Source organism: Erythrobacter sp. SN6-5 (genome assembly GCF_057364945.1).
Window position 1 is genome coordinate 635160 of record NZ_CP200282.1, and the last position, 14304, is coordinate 649463.

The 14304-nt window shown below is 59.7% G+C and carries 10 protein-coding genes and 2 pseudogenes; 7 read left to right on the plus strand and 5 right to left on the minus strand.

All coding sequences use genetic code 11. The features are described from left to right. From AC0V6Z_RS03115 to AC0V6Z_RS03125, 3 genes and pseudogenes are all read left to right on the plus strand, one after another. Nucleotides 1-501, plus strand: coding sequence for a hypothetical protein (locus AC0V6Z_RS03115; RefSeq protein WP_472639942.1), 501 nt, complete (start codon nt 1-3; stop codon nt 499-501). Nucleotides 502-504: 3 nt separating this feature from the next. Then, nucleotides 505-1279 (plus strand): annotated as a pseudogene (locus AC0V6Z_RS03120) (ATP-binding cassette domain-containing protein). Further along, a complete protein-coding gene (locus AC0V6Z_RS03125) occupies nt 1276-2814 on the plus strand; it encodes a glycine betaine ABC transporter substrate-binding protein (RefSeq protein WP_472639943.1) in 1539 nt (512 codons plus the stop codon). Before AC0V6Z_RS03120 ends, AC0V6Z_RS03125 begins: the two are co-directional and overlap by 4 nt. Here AC0V6Z_RS03125 and AC0V6Z_RS03130 read toward each other — a convergent pair. The 3 genes from AC0V6Z_RS03130 to lgt form a co-directional block, all read right to left on the minus strand. Next, nucleotides 2811-3242 carry a DUF2147 domain-containing protein gene (locus AC0V6Z_RS03130; RefSeq protein ID WP_486176432.1) on the minus strand — a complete coding sequence of 144 codons (432 nt, stop codon included), beginning with the start codon at nt 3240-3242 and terminating at the stop codon, nt 2811-2813. The two genes, AC0V6Z_RS03125 and AC0V6Z_RS03130, sit on opposite strands and share 4 nt — an antisense overlap. A gap of 69 nt (nt 3243-3311) precedes the next feature. Beyond that, entirely contained in the window at nt 3312-4370 is a 1059-nt protein-coding gene (locus AC0V6Z_RS03135) for a class I SAM-dependent methyltransferase (RefSeq protein ID WP_472639945.1), read from the minus strand. Then, nucleotides 4367-5251: a prolipoprotein diacylglyceryl transferase gene (gene lgt / locus AC0V6Z_RS03140; RefSeq protein ID WP_472639946.1), complete on the minus strand. Its 885-nt coding sequence runs from the start codon at nt 5249-5251 to the stop codon at nt 4367-4369. The genes AC0V6Z_RS03135 and lgt overlap by 4 nt, the downstream gene beginning before the upstream one ends. Nucleotides 5252-5456: 205 nt before the next feature. Between lgt and AC0V6Z_RS03145 the strand changes: the two genes are divergently transcribed. Together AC0V6Z_RS03145 and AC0V6Z_RS03150 are read left to right on the plus strand one after the other, a co-directional pair. Beyond that, nucleotides 5457-7163 (plus strand): class I adenylate-forming enzyme family protein, encoded by a 1707-nt coding sequence (locus AC0V6Z_RS03145; protein WP_472639947.1) that lies wholly within the window; start codon nt 5457-5459, stop codon nt 7161-7163. 34 nt (nt 7164-7197) lie between these two features. Continuing rightward, entirely contained in the window at nt 7198-9969 is a 2772-nt protein-coding gene (locus tag AC0V6Z_RS03150) for a [protein-PII] uridylyltransferase (RefSeq protein WP_472639948.1), read from the plus strand. A 27-nt stretch (nt 9970-9996) separates the two neighbouring features. Here the strand turns inward: AC0V6Z_RS03150 and AC0V6Z_RS03155 are convergent, their stop codons facing one another. Together AC0V6Z_RS03155 and AC0V6Z_RS03160 are read right to left on the minus strand one after the other, a co-directional pair. Further along, nucleotides 9997-10476 (minus strand): hypothetical protein, encoded by a 480-nt coding sequence (locus AC0V6Z_RS03155; protein WP_472639949.1) that lies wholly within the window; start codon nt 10474-10476, stop codon nt 9997-9999. Beyond that, nucleotides 10473-11135, minus strand: a complete 663-nt coding sequence (locus tag AC0V6Z_RS03160) for a YggS family pyridoxal phosphate-dependent enzyme (protein ID WP_472639950.1) — start codon at nt 11133-11135, stop codon at nt 10473-10475. The genes AC0V6Z_RS03155 and AC0V6Z_RS03160 overlap by 4 nt, the downstream gene beginning before the upstream one ends. A gap of 75 nt (nt 11136-11210) precedes the next feature. On the opposite strand from AC0V6Z_RS03160, the gene AC0V6Z_RS03165 reads away from it, so the two are divergent. Next, a complete protein-coding gene (locus tag AC0V6Z_RS03165; RefSeq protein ID WP_472639951.1) occupies nt 11211-11732 on the plus strand; it encodes a thiamine phosphate synthase in 522 nt (173 codons plus the stop codon). 191 nt (nt 11733-11923) lie between these two features. Further along, a pseudogene (locus AC0V6Z_RS03170) lies at nt 11924-14301 on the plus strand (FtsK/SpoIIIE family DNA translocase). Nucleotides 14302-14304 lie beyond the last annotated feature (3 nt).

Below are 14304 nucleotides of genomic sequence, written 5' to 3' on the forward strand. Positions count from 1 at the left end.
ATGCTCTTACGATCACGCACATTCAGCCTTTTCGTCGGCGGCCTGTCTTTCACGCTCGCCGCCTGCGCACCAGCGGAGGACAGCAGCTCTGATGGTGCAGATACGGCCTCTGAAACACCGAGCAATAGCTCCGCACCGACTGCAGTATCCAACGATGCGCCAATGGCGAAAACCGGCTGGGTCGCAATTGGAACAGACGGCGCGGTCTACACCACATTCTTTGACCCCGATGGCACGTACCGCGATTTTCGCAATGGCGATCCCGTGCAGCAGGGCAGTTGGGAACGGCGCGAGGATGCGCGGCTGTGCCTGATCCCTGCGGGCGAGCAAGTGCGCGGAGAATGCTGGTCAACCGGCGCGGTGGATGATGAAGGCAACATGCGCACCGTCGATGGGACGGGCCGAGCGATTGAGCTGAGACGCGTGACCTATATCGCGCCAGCAGTCCCTGCCCAAGATAACGACGTGGCGGACAATGCCGAAGGCGAGGGTGAGGGTTAAGCCATCACCTCACCTACCTTGCTGAAATTTGAGGGCGCCAGTCGCCAATACGGCGATGTGATCGCGGTGGGTTCAGTTGACCTCGAGATCGCCAAGGGCAGCTTCGTCGCTTTGGTCGGGGCATCCGGATCTGGCAAATCGACGCTCCTCAAAATGGTCAACACTTTGGAAGTGCCGAGCGCTAAGCAAAGTGCTATTCGCGGGCGATAATGTCACCGCTCAGCCGCCAGCGGCTCTGCGCCGCCGGATCGGCTATGTCTTTCAAGGGATCGGCCTGTTCCCACATCTGCGCGTGGGAGAGAACATCGCAATCGGTCCGCGCCTCGCGGGTGAGACTTTGGACGCACAGCGCATCACGCAGCTGCTCGAACTGGTGGAACTGGAAGGCGCAATGGCGAATAGAATGCCGGACGAGCTGTCTGGCGGTCAGCGCCAGCGGGTCGGCGTCGCCCGTGCGCTAGCGATTGAGCCGGAATTGCTGCTGATGGATGAGCCGTTTGGCGCGCTCGATCCGATCACGCGCGATGCCCTGGGCGAAACGGTCAGAGAGCTGCATAAGCGCCTCGGCCTCACCACCATCATGGTGACCCACGATATGGCCGAGGCTCTGCTGCTGGCGGACCGGGTGCTGGTAATGGAGACCGGCGCGATTGTTGCCGATGAAACGCCGCGCGCCCTACTTGCGGGCAAAGGCGGAGACACCGCGCAAGGCCTCGTCGCGGTGCCGCGCCAGCAAGCGGAAAAGCTCGCAGCGATGGAGGCGAGCGAGCCAAAGTGAGCGAATTTCTCGACATACTCTTTGGCCTTGGCGACAAGCTGACTGCGCATATCGTGCTAGCGGCCAGCGCGATTGGCCTTGGCATTGCGGTTGCTCTGCCGCTCGCAGTCTGGGCCAGCCGCTCGCGCCCTGTCGCACGGGTCGCATTGGGCTTTGCGAGCCTCGTTCAGACCATCCCGGCGTTGGCATTGCTCGCACTGTTCTTCCCAATCCTGCTTTCCTTACGCGCCGTATTTGGCGAAGGCCTACCCACGCTTGGCTTCCTACCTGCGCTGCTCGCGCTCGCGCTCTATGCGCTGCTGCCGATCCTGCGCAATGCCGTGACCGCACAGGCCAATCTCGATCCCGGCGTGCTGGAGGCGGCCGACGGCGTCGGCATGACCAGCTGGCAGAAATTGCGCATGGTCGAGGCCCCGCTATCCGCACCCTTCATCATGGCCGGCATTCGCACCGCCAGTGTATGGACCATTGGCGCGGCCACGCTCTCCACCACGATTGGCCAGCCCAGTCTGGGCGATCCGATCTTTGCCGGGCTGCAAACGCAGAACTGGGCGCTGGTGCTGGCAGGCTGTTTTGCCAGCGCGGCTCTGGCGCTGATCGCGGACAATTTGCTTGGCCTGATCGAGCGCGGCCTTGCCCGCCGATCGAAAGTCATGTGGGGCAGCGGGCTGATCGCGGTTGCCGCTGGTATTGTCGCAGCGCTCAGCGTGCAATTCGGCGGGACAAAGGAAGACATGATCATCATCGCGTCGAAGCAATTCTCCGAGCAATACATCCTCGCGCAATTGATCGGATCGCGGCTGGAGGCGGCGGGCTATGCAGTTGAATACCGCGACGGCCTGGGCTCGGCCGTGGTGCACAATGCGGTCACCAGCTCAGCGATCGATATCTCGGTCGATTACACCGGCACGATCTGGACCAACAATTTGAAACGCACCGACAATCCAGGGCGCGAGGCGATGTACCAGACCATCAAGGACTGGGAGGCGGAGGAGAACGGCGTGCTCGTGCTCGGGCGGCTGGGGTTTGAGAACGCCTATGCCTTCGCCATGCGCGAAGATCGCGCAGCGGAATTGGGCCTCACCTCGCTGGAGGATTTGGTCCGTGTCGCCCCTCAGCTAACGGTTGGCGGCGATCCCGAATTCTTCGAACGCCCAGAATGGATCGCGGTGCGCGATGCCTATGGCATGCGCTTTGGCCAAACGCGCAATTTCTCGCCAACCTTCATGTACAATGCACTGACCTCTGGCGAGGCCGATGTGATCAGCGCCTACACCTCCGACGGGCGCATTGCGGCGGACCGGCTCGTGGTGCTGGACGACCCACGCGAGGCTTTGCCCAGCTATGATGCGATGCTGATGATTTCGCCGCGCCGGGCGAATGATGCGGCGCTTCTGGCGGTGCTTGAACCGTTGATCGGAGCCATCAGCGTCGATGCCATGCGCGAGGCGAACTTCGCCGTCGACCGGCAAGAGGATAAGCTCAGCCCGAAAGAGGCGGCTGAGCAATTGGCCGTTGAACTAGGCTTAGACTAGCGCGCTTTACGCCACAGCTGTGTTTGGCAAAATGGGCCGATACATCCCTTCACTTCCAAGACGTTCGCGCTTTTGCGGCGCAAGACTGAACGATAGCTTTTGCCATCATTTGGATCGTAAATGCGTCCGCGCCAAACATCGCCATCTTGTTTGAAACTGGTCAGGATTGGCAGGCCCAGCAGCTTGCGGTTCCGCTTTGCTTTGTCAGGATTGTAAATATCACGCTGATCGGCCCCATCAGGCGGAGTGATAAGAAAACGTGCGATCCTGCCGCAGGTGGTTGCACCGCATTTGCCAATAGAAACGACCGCATCTTTATCTTCCGTAACCCAGCGCCCCGAGATCGGATCAGCGGCGTAGGCCGGGCTGGCAGTCGCCGCGATGGCAGCCAGAACGGGGGCGACGATAGCAAAGCGCAGCTGCATCATATTCTCCAAAATTATAGGCACGGTTATAAAAGAGCATTCGCAGGCGGAGCGCCAGTGGTTACAACCCGCTCAAAAGCCGGCGCCATGCTTGGGCCAGCCGCCGCCCGACAGGCCTATGACCTTGAACAGCTCACCCATTTGCCCGGCCTCCACCAGCCGGTCTCTTTGTCGTTGAAGCTTGGCCGCATTTTCTGGCGATTGCCGCTGCAATGCCTCCAGCCGCGCATCGATCCCGAGCGCGCTCAGCCATTGCCCCTGCGTGGTCAACCCCATGACATTCGCACCGTGCTGCTCCGCCGTCTCGCTTAGCTGGCCAAAATCGACATGCGCGGTCAGGTCTGCCTCACCCGGCGTGGCAAAGACATCGACCTTTTGATGCGCACGGATCGCTTGCAGGGTTGAGCCGGGAATGAGTTTCGCCGCGCCATAATCCACCACCAGCGCCGCGCCGCCTTGACCTGTGAGCCGCTCGGCAATCTCGGCCATAACGCTCGCGGCGGCAGGACAAGTCTCGATCAATGTGCCTTCAGCGGCACCGCGCCACTGCTCCGGGACGGCGGCATCCATCGGCTTGTCACCGGCAACGAAGACGAGGTCGTCGCCCTCCAACCCGATCATCCGTTCGCGCCAGCCGCCGGGCGTGCGCAGCAATTGGCGGATCGGCAGCGCATCGAAAAATTCATTCGCCACCAGTAGGATCGGCGCATCATCAGGCAGGCTGCCAACATCATCGTGATGCGTAGCGCCAGACATGGCGCCGCGTTGAACGGCGCGCAGGCTTTCCGACCCCTCAACAAAATGCACTTGAGGCTTAAGCCCGAAACGCGCCGCCGTGCGCAGAGCATCACTAGCCAGTGTGCCGCGTCCTGGGCCAAGCTCGACATAATGGACATGCTCTGGTGAGCCCATTTGCGACCACAGATCCGCCAGCCACAGGCCGATCAGCTCACCGAACATCTGGCTGATTTCAGGCGCAGTGATAAAATCACCGCCACTGCCCAGCGGATCGCGGCTGGTGTAATAGCGCGCGTTGCTCTCACCCATGAATTGCGGCAGGCTGATCGGCCCAGTCTCTCGGATCAACCGGCGAAACATGGCCGTCAGCTCGCCAGTGGCGCGCTCACTCATGCGGAGGCCGACGCGCTCCCGCCGGTGCCGACAGGCTTTTTCATGACTGCATACGCCGTTACGGCCAGACCGATCAGGATAATTGGAATGGTCAACCATTGACCCTGGCTAAGGCCGGTCTCAGTGACCCGGTAGGCCAGCTGAGCATCGGGCTCGCGGAAGAATTCATTGATAAAGCGTGCGCTGCCAATGCCGAGCAGGAACACGCCCGAGAGCAGCCCGCGGCGATAGCGCGCGCCGGTTTTCCAGAACAGCAGCAACAAAATAATGAGCAGCAGCAGGCCTTCGAGCCCCGCTTGGTAGAGTTGGCTGGGATGGCGAGCGACTTCGCCTCCGCCGGGAAAGATCATACCCCAGGCAACATCCGTCGGGCGGCCCCACAACTCACCATTGTTGAAATTGGCCAGCCGTCCCAGGAACATACCCATCGGTACGGTGGTGCAAACATAGTCGGCGACCCGCACGAAATCGAGCTTACCAGACCAAGAGACCCAAACCATCGCCGTGAGCACACCGAGAAGGCCGCCGTGGAAGCTCATGCCGCCGTCCCACAGCCTCAGCAGCTTCCAGCTGACAAAGCCATCTCCGCTGAAATCGGTAAACAGTTCAGGCTGATAGAACATGGCGTAGCCCAATCGCCCACCCAAGATCACGCCAAGTGTGCAATAGAAAAACAGATCATCGGCGTGCCGCTGAGCCATCGGCGCGCCGGGCTGTTTGAGCATTTTGGACACGTGCCAATAAGCAAAAATAACGCCCAGCAGATAGGCCAGCGAATAATATCGCAAGGTGAAGAAGCCTAGATCAATGCCCGGCGTAAATCCAAGCTCTGCCCAATAGATTGGGTCGGCGGCGCCGCTGGCGGCGAGTAATGACAGCACGAAGCGAACCTCTTATTCACGCAAATGAGACGTCAAAGCGCCTTTGACGCGTCCTTGATGCGCGGCTTTTGGCACAGCGAATGGCCCGGGGGAACCCTCCGTTATCGGTGCGCATTACAAGTAAGAGGAAAACGGGCGTCGGTTTGCGCTTGCCGCACGCTGGCGCTCACCTAAAAAGAATAAAAAGATAAGGAGAGAGATTCGCATGCCCACACAGCTGGACACTGCACTTGAGGCGATCATCGGAGAGTTGACCAAAGAAGGTCAGCCATTTGTCACCAAACAGGTTGAACGTGGCGGGGTAGAAATGCCCGCATTTCTGGGCGCGCCGCCAACTTTGGCGCATTATTTCGCGCATTTCTGCAACGAGCACAAAGATGTCGAATTTTTGGTCGACGGCGATCTGCGCATGACCTTTGGCGAATGCTGGCATGCGGCGACCCATGTTGCCCACGGTCTAGCGACCCAGCATGACGTGCAGAAAGGCGACCGGATCGGGATCGCGGCGCGCAATTCGGCCAATTGGATGATCGCCTATATGGGCATCATCATGGCTGGCGGCTGCGCGACCTTGCTCAACGGTTTCTGGTCGGGTGATGAGCTCGCCTACGGTATTCGCTTGGCTGAATGCAAAGCGGTGGTGGTTGATGCGGGCCGGGCAAAACGTCTGGAAGGCAGTGATCACAACGCCAAGCTGATCATGATGGAGCACGACTGCGCGCCATCGCAGGGGCTCAAGGCGACTTGGGCTGAGGGGCAGACCGCCATGGCGATGCTCGGCCAGTTGGGCGCAGATGACCTGGCGACCATTCTCTACACCTCTGGATCGACCGGCCAGTCGAAAGGCGCATGGTCCGATCACCTCGGCGTGGTCAGCGGTACAATGAACTATGTAGCGCAAAGTGCGATGGCCAAGCTGTTGCTGGAAAGCCAAGGTCAGGAACTCACTGACCAGCCATGCGCGCTGATCGCTGTGCCGCTTTTCCATGTAACCGGCGAAATTCCGCTATTCCTCCAATCCTATGCGATTAGCCGCAAGCTGGTGCTGATGCCGAAATGGGACGCAGAAGAAGCGCTGCGCCTGATGGAGGCAGAAAACGTAACCTATTTCGTTGGCGTTCCGCTGATGAGCTATGAGATGGCGACCCATCCAAACCGCAGCAGCTACGATCTTTCCGCTTGTAAGAGCTTTGCCGCTGGCGGGGCGCCCCGCCCGGTTGAACACGTCAATAAAATCAAAGAAGCCTTCCCAGAAGGCTTCCCGCTGCTCGGCTATGGCCTGACTGAAACCAATGCGGTGGGCTGCGGCAATTTCAACGAAAATTACATAGCGAAGCCAGGATCGACCGGCAAAGCCAGCCTGCCACTGGTTGATCTGCGCATCCTCAATGATGACGGCGATGAGCTGGCTCAGGGCGATGTTGGCGAGGTCTGCATCCGCTCGGTCGCGAATTTCCGTGGCTATTGGAACAATGACGAGGCAACCGCCGCCGCTTTCACCGACAATCAGTTCTTCCGCACCGGTGACCTCGGTTATCTCGATGAAGACGGTTATCTCTTCATCGTCGACCGCAAGAAAGACATCATCATTCGCGGCGGTGAGAACATCACCTGCATCGAAGTGGAAGATGCGATCTATGCACATGCAGACATCGCGGAATGCTCTGTTTTCGGCCTGCCGGATGAGCGCATGGGCGAAGTGCCAGCAGCGATTTTCCGCGTGAAAGACAGTGCGGCGGCGATGAACCAGGCGCAGTTGCGTGAGTTTCTGCTCGACCGGATTGCGCCGTTCAAGGTACCATTGGAAGAGCATATCTTCGTCTCAACCGAAGCGCTGCCGCGCCTCGGCACGCAGAAGATCGACAAGAAGAGCCTGCGCGAGCAATTCACCGCGCAAATGGAACAAGCATGAGGGCGCCGGGCACGCTGCATAAAGCATGACGGCTGTGCCCGGCCCTGCGAAAACGCCGCGCGTGCCTCGGCAGCGCGCGATCATCGATCGCCGTGCTCTGGCAGAGCAGGTCACTGCTCTCGCTGAGGAGCGCGGAGCCGATGGGCGCACTCAGATTGTCGAGACGCTGCGCAGCGCCTTGGACGCGGGCCGCGCGGAACTCTCTGAACGGCTAAAACAAAAGCCCTCTGCCGGACATGAATGCGTCGCGGGCCATGCCTTTCTGGTCGATCAATTGGTGCGGGTGATCCACGATTACGTAACCAGCCATGTCTATCCCGTCGCCAACCGCACCACTGCGGAACGCCTCTCAATCCTGGCGGTCGGCGGTTATGGCCGCGCGGAAATGGCGCCGCATTCCGATGTCGACATCGCCTTTATCACCCCGATGAAGCGCGCGCCCTGGTGCGAGCAGGTGATTGAGGCGATCCTCTATCTGATGTGGGATTTGGGCCTCAAGGTCGGACATTCCAGCCGCACCATTGCCGACACGATGAGCATGGCCCAGGAGGATCTGACGATCCGCACCGCTCTGCTCGAAGGGCGCTTCATCTGGGGCGACCAGCCGCTCTATGACCAGCTCAGCTCCCGTTTCTGGAGCGAAGTAGTCAGCGGCAGCGAGCGGCAATTCCTCACCCAAAAGCTCGACGAGCGCAACGAGCGGCACAAGCGGATGGGCAACAGCCGCTATGTCGTGGAGCCGAACATAAAAGAGGGCAAAGGCGGCCTGCGCGATCTGCAAACATTGTATTGGATCGGCAAATATATTCACCGCGCCCGCAACGCCGCCGATCTGGTCGATGTCGGCCTGCTGACCAGCCAAGAATATCGCAGTTTCCGCCGCGCAGAAGGATTCTTGCTCGCAGTGCGATGTCACATGCACGATCTTACCGACAGAGCTGAAGATCGATTGACCTTTGACCTGCAGCGGCAGGTAGCAGAGCGAATGAATTTTGCCGATCGGCCAGGCAAGAGCGCCGTTGAACGCTTCATGCAGTTCTATTTCCTGCAGGCGAAACGGGTGGGCAGCCTGACCGGCGTGTTCCTGGCTCACCTGGATCAGAAGTTCGCAAAGAAACGCGCCTCCAGCGGCTTTTTTGCAGGCTGGGGTCAAAAATCTCGTACGCTCAAAGGCTACACAGTGTTTGGCGGCAAGATTAAGGCCCCGACCAACAAATGGTTCCGCGATGATCCGGTCCGCCTGATTGAACTGTTCCAACTGGCGGAAGCGGAGGGTCTTGAGGTTCATCCCGAAACCATGCGCCAGGCCGACCGTGACAGCCGCCTGATCAACCGCGCAGTCCGCCGGGATAAGCGCGCCAATGCTCTGTTCCTATCGCTGCTTGGGGGCCGCAATGATCCTGAAACGGCATTGCGCTGGATGAATGAGGCAGGCGTTTTTGGCCGATTCGTCCCCGATTTTGGCCGCGTAAACGCTCAGATGCAGTTCGACATGTATCACCACTATACCGTCGACGAACATACGATCCGCGCGATTGGCCTGCTCAACAAGATCGAAAAGGGCGAGCTGAAGGACGACCACCCGCGCGCCACGCGGATCATTCACAAGCTCAAATCGCGCCGCGCGCTGTATGTCGCGGTGCTACTGCATGACATTGCCAAGGGAAGAGGCGGCGATCATTCGGTTCTAGGTGCAGAAGTCGCCGAAGAGCTGTGCCCGCGCTTTGGCCTGGACGAAGAAGAGACAGAGTTGGTCGCGTGGCTGGTGCTGCAACATCTGCTGATGAGCTCCACCGCGCAAAAGCGTGACCTCACTGACCCGCAGACCATCGAAACCTTCGTGGCGGAGGTGCAAAGCCTGGAGCGTCTGCGCAATCTGGCGATCCTGACCGCAGTCGACATTCGCGCGGTTGGCCCCGGCACCTGGAACAGCTGGAAAGGTCAGCTGCTGGGCGAATTGTTTGACGGAGCGCAAGAGCGCCTCCGGCTTGGCCATATGCGGCATGGCCGCAAGGAACGCGTTGCTGCCAAGAAAGCAGCGGCGGGCGAATTGCTGGGCGAGAAATCGGCATTGGTCGAGGAAGTCGGCGATCTGCTGAGCGATGCCTATTGGATCGCTGAACCGGTGGACATCATCGCGCTGAACCTGGTTCAATATGATGTAGCCCGCAAAGTTGAAGACCATCTCTCGATCCATTGCGAAGTCTATGAACAGCGCGGCGCAACCCTCGTCAGTGTGATCGCGGCCGATGATGCGGGCCTGTTTTACCGTATTGCTGGCGGCATCCATCTGGCCGGTGCAAACATTATTGATGCCCGCATTCACACCGCGAAGAGCGGTTATGCCGTCGATAATTTCCTGGTTCAGGATCAACATGGCCAGCCGTTCAGCGAAGACACACAAATTGCGCGCCTGAAGACAGCGATCACAGACGCGCTGACAGGCAAGACATCTTTGGTGCCGAAGCTGGCCGCACGCCCCCTGCCGCACCGCCAGTCAAAGGCGTTTTCCGTCGCTCCGCGGGTCAATTTCGACAACGAAGCCTCTGGCCGCTTCACCCTGATAGAGGTGACTGCGCGCGATCGTCCGGCTTTGCTCAACCGCTTGGCCCATGCGCTCTATCAGTCGAACCTGATCGTCCATTCGGCCCATATCACCGCCTATGGGGAGCGGGTGGTGGATACGTTCTATGTGACTGATTTGACCGGTGCGAAGGTCAAGGCGGCAGAGCGGTTGAATGAAATTCACAGCGCTCTGCTAGAGGCAGCAAGCGACGAGAAGCAGCGCCAGTTGGAGAAGGTTTGAGGGTTGCTACGGCCGATTCAAACCAAGCTAATCGTCTGCCATCACTAGCAGAAACGCAATTTTACGGTCATCAAAACCAACAAACGCCCATTCAAAAACCGCATCTGAGATCGGGTTCCAAAGTCCATCAAAACGATTGCTTAAAACGGTCAGTCGCGCTGGCCTAAACGCGTTAATAAAGTCAGTAGCGCAGGTGTGTGCTCTCGCTTTTCCCAACCACTCGCTGCTAGACATAACCATGTCATGCGCTAGCGCATCGGCCATGACGTTGAGCGCAGACCTGGCTCCCCTAGAACCTCGAGCGGCGTCGAGCAGCTCCCAATTGTAGCCGATTGGCCCAAAGCCAAATTTCTTTATGTATTCGTCAGCAACTTGCTGCGGCGGATCAAAACTCTCTTCAAAGCTATCCCAATGAAACACCGTTCGAGCATGCGTCTCTAGTGGCTCACGCCAACGCGCAATGAAGGCCTCCAGACCTGCACGCTCATGTGGCATAAGGTCGCTCATCCACGCGCACCGAACAGGGCCGTGCCTACCCGCACATGCGTCGCGCCCAGCTGGACCGCCGTCTCATAATCGCCGCTCATCCCCATGGAGAGGCCCGCAAGGCCATTGTCCTGTGCAATCTTATGGAGCAACGCAAAAAACGGCGCAGGCTCAATATCGGCAGGCGGCAGGCACATCAGACCTGCGACCGGAATGCCCGCCTCGCGCACTTTGGCCAGCAAATCCGGTAGATCAACAATAGCGCAGCCTCCCTTTTGCTCTTCCGCGCCAATATTGACCTGGATAAAACACGGCACCTTTCTGCCCGTCTTGTCCATCGCCTTGGCCAGAGCTTTCAGCAGGCTTGCCCGATCAAGCCCATGGATACAGTCGAACAGCTCCACCGCATCCTCCGCCTTGTTGGACTGCAATTGCCCGATCAGATGCAGCTCCACATCGGGATATTGCGCGCGCAGTGCGGGCCATTTATCCTGCGCCTCTTGCACGCGGTTTTCGCCAAACACACGCTGCCCCTCCTCCAGCAGCGGCACAATCCGCTCTGCCGGATGGGTTTTGCTGACTGCGATCAGGGTGACATCCTGGGCTTCACGCCGCGCAATCTTGCACATCTTGGCAATTTTGGCCTGCACTTCGCCAAGCGGTGTCTGAGCTATTTCCATATCGTCTTGTCCTTTGCCCGCGCTATAGCGGAGCCATGGCGTCACACCAGACCATCGCTGCTGAGCTTGCCCAATTTGTGGCTCATCTCTGATGCGCGCAATGATGCTGGGCTGGAGCAGACCTTGCGCGCATCGCCGCGCGGCAGCGGGTTTATCTATCGCCATTATCATTTAGGCGACCCGGCTCGGTGGGAGCGATTTCGCGCGCTGCGCAAGGTTGCCAAGGCGCGCGGACATGTGGTCATTTTAGCCGATAGCGCGCTGACCGCGCGGGAATGGGGCGCAGATGGCATTTACGGTCCGGTCCGATCTTTGACCCCGCGCCGCTCAGACATGCTGCATCTCGCCACCGCACATGACCTGCGTGAAATTGGCCTTGCGAACCGCTTTGGCGCGGATGCTGTGCTACTCTCACCGGTGTTCCCAACCCGCTCTCATCCCGGCGACAAAGTGCTGGGAACTGCTCGTTTTCAGAGCCTTAGCCTGTATTCCCATGCGCCTGTCATCGCATTGGGAGGGATGAATGCTCAGCGTGCAAAGCGGCTAGCGTGGCACAATCATTCTGTGCGCTGGGCCGCAATCGACGGGCTTTCTTGAGCTATCTGTAAGAGGACCGTTACCGCCCGCACCCTCCACCCTGCCACCTGGATCAGCTTCGGAAAACATCCGAGTGAAAGGGTGCAGTGCGTGTATCCAAACCAGCCAGTTTCACCGTACTATCGCTCTTGGCTTGACCCCGAGTCCTCGCTCTGCGATTCTTGGGTGACCAATTCAAAGGACGCGAGAACATGGCGACACGGGCCATCAACACCAGAAAAGCCAATCCAGACTGGCGGGCAGCTTTCCGCCGGTCGATGCGCCGCTTTGCGCAGATGACAGGCGCGGCCGCGCTGATCGGGACGCTCGGCTTTCTCTCGCTCTCACTCGCCAGCTACACCCAAACCGATCCCAGCCCCTCAACCGCCGCCGCGGCCAACGAAGTCAGCAATTGGATGGGTGTCTGGGGCGCATGGGCGGCCGACCGGGTTCTATTCGCATTTGGCCTGACCGCGATTCTGCTCTTGCCGCTGCTCTATATCTCGGCGCGCAAATTGTGGCTCGATGTTGAAAACGGCGATGAAGAAGAGACCACGCGCTGGTGGCTGCCCACTGGCCTGCTGCTGATCGCAATGGTCCTGCTATCCACTGTGCTGTCGCTCGCCTTTGACGGGACGGGCGGCACTTTGCCCGCACAATTGGGCGGCGTTTCGGGCTTGCTTGGAGCCTCCGCCATCGAGGCAGTGGCTGGAAGGTTCGGCGAAGGTGCACAAGGTTGGGTCATCCTGGGTCTAGCGCTCGCTTCACTCGCCGCCGGTGTAGCGCTGCTCACGCGTATCTTCGCGATTGATTGGCGGGCGCTGCTGACGCTGCCAGACTTTGTACGCGGCAAATTGCTAGCGCGCGTGCCCGGCTTTGGGGGCCTGCCCGATGGGCCTGACCTGTCGCTGCCCAAGCTGTCCAGTGAGCCTAAAAAGGCCAAAGCCAAGGGTAAGGACAAGGCCGAGCCGGTCATTGAGCCATCCCCGCGCCGCGCCCCGGAGATCACCGATCCGTCTGCCCCGCCAAAACGCGCGGCCATGGCCAAAACAAAGCAGCGCGATATGTTCGCGACCTATGATCTACCCAGCCTAGATCTCCTCACCCCGCCGCCAGAGGACTTCGCGCCCAGGCTCGACAAGCTGGCGCTGGAACGCAATGCGCGCCTGCTGGAAAACGTGCTCGACGATTTCAATGTGAAGGGCGAGATCACTGCCGTTCGCACTGGTCCCGTCGTCACCATGTACGAGCTGGAGCCTGCGCCGGGCATCAAGGCCAGCCGGGTGGTTGGCCTGGCCGAAGATATCGCGCGCAACATGTCGGCCATTTCAGCCCGCGTCTCGCCGATCCCGGGTAAGACCGTAATGGGCATTGAGCTGCCGAATGCAGACCGGCAAATGGTGATGCTGAAAGAGCTTGCTGCCTGCGCGGACTTTGCCGAAAGCAAGGGCGCATTGCCGATGATTCTGGGCAAGGACATCGCCGGTGAGCCGATCATCGCCGATCTTGCAGCGATGCCGCATTTGCTCGTCGCAGGCACCACCGGCTCTGGTAAATCGGTTGGTCTCAACTGTATTCTGCTATCGCTGCTCTACCGCTTCACGCCGCAGCGGAATGCCGCATGATCCTAATCGATCCTAAGGTGCTGGAGCTGGCGAGCTACGACGACATTCCGCACCTGCTCTCACCCGTGGTGACAGAGCCGCACAAGAGCGTGCGGGCGCTCAAATGGGCGGTTGAGGAGATGGAGCGGCGTTATCGCATGATGTCCTCGGTCAACTCGCGCAATATCGGCAATTTCAACGAGAAGGTCAGCGCGGCTGCGGCCAAGGGCACGCCGCTGGGCCGCCGCGTGCAGACCGGATTTGATCCAGAAACCGGTGAAGAGCTGTATGAAGAAGAGCAGCTCGATTATGAACCATTGCCGCTGATCGTGCTGATCGTCGACGAGCTAGCCGACTTGATGGTCACCGTCGGCAAAGAGATCGAGGTTCTGATCCAGCGCCTGAGCCAGAAATCGCGCGCGGCCGGTATCCACCTGATCATGGCGACCCAGCGCCCATCGGTCGACGTTATCACCGGCGTGATCAAAGCCAACTTGCCGACCCGCATCAGCTTTAAGGTCACCAGCCGCATCGACAGCCGCACCATTCTGGGCGAGCAAGGCGCAGAGCAACTGCTGGGCAAAGGCGACATGCTTTATAAGCCAAACACCGGCGCGATGATCCGGGTCCACGGTCCGTTTGTCTCGGACGAAGAAGTTGAAGCGGTGGCTGACTTCTGGCGCGCTCAGGGCAAGCCTGACTATGTCGATGCGGTCACCGAGGAGCCGGAAGACGGCGGCGGATTTGCCTTTGAAGACGAGATGACCGCCAGCGACGATCCGGCCGAGCGCAAGTATCGCCAGGCCTGCCAGGCAGTGTTTGAAGCGCAAAAGGCCAGCGGTTCCTGGCTGCAACGGCAAATGGGCGTCGGCTACAACACGGCAGCGAAATGGATCGAGCGGATGGAGAGCGAAGGTCTGGTCGGCCCGGCAAACCATGTCGGTCGGCGCGAGATTTACCGCGATCAGGATGGCAACCCGCTGTAGGTC

What these genes read in the sequence shown, in the direction of transcription:
- AC0V6Z_RS03115 (WP_472639942.1), top strand. Translation starts at nt 1, where the DNA reads ATGCTCTTACGATCACGCACATTCAGCCTTTTCGTCGGCGGCCTGTCT.
- AC0V6Z_RS03130 (WP_486176432.1), bottom strand. Translation starts at nt 3,242, where the DNA reads ATGATGCAGCTGCGCTTTGCTATCGTCGCCCCCGTTCTGGCTGCCATC.
- AC0V6Z_RS03135 (WP_472639945.1), bottom strand. Translation starts at nt 4,370, where the DNA reads ATGAGTGAGCGCGCCACTGGCGAGCTGACGGCCATGTTTCGCCGGTTG.
- AC0V6Z_RS03145 (WP_472639947.1), top strand. Translation starts at nt 5,457, where the DNA reads ATGCCCACACAGCTGGACACTGCACTTGAGGCGATCATCGGAGAGTTG.
- AC0V6Z_RS03155 (WP_472639949.1), bottom strand. Translation starts at nt 10,476, where the DNA reads ATGAGCGACCTTATGCCACATGAGCGTGCAGGTCTGGAGGCCTTCATT.
- AC0V6Z_RS03160 (WP_472639950.1), bottom strand. Translation starts at nt 11,135, where the DNA reads ATGGAAATAGCTCAGACACCGCTTGGCGAAGTGCAGGCCAAAATTGCC.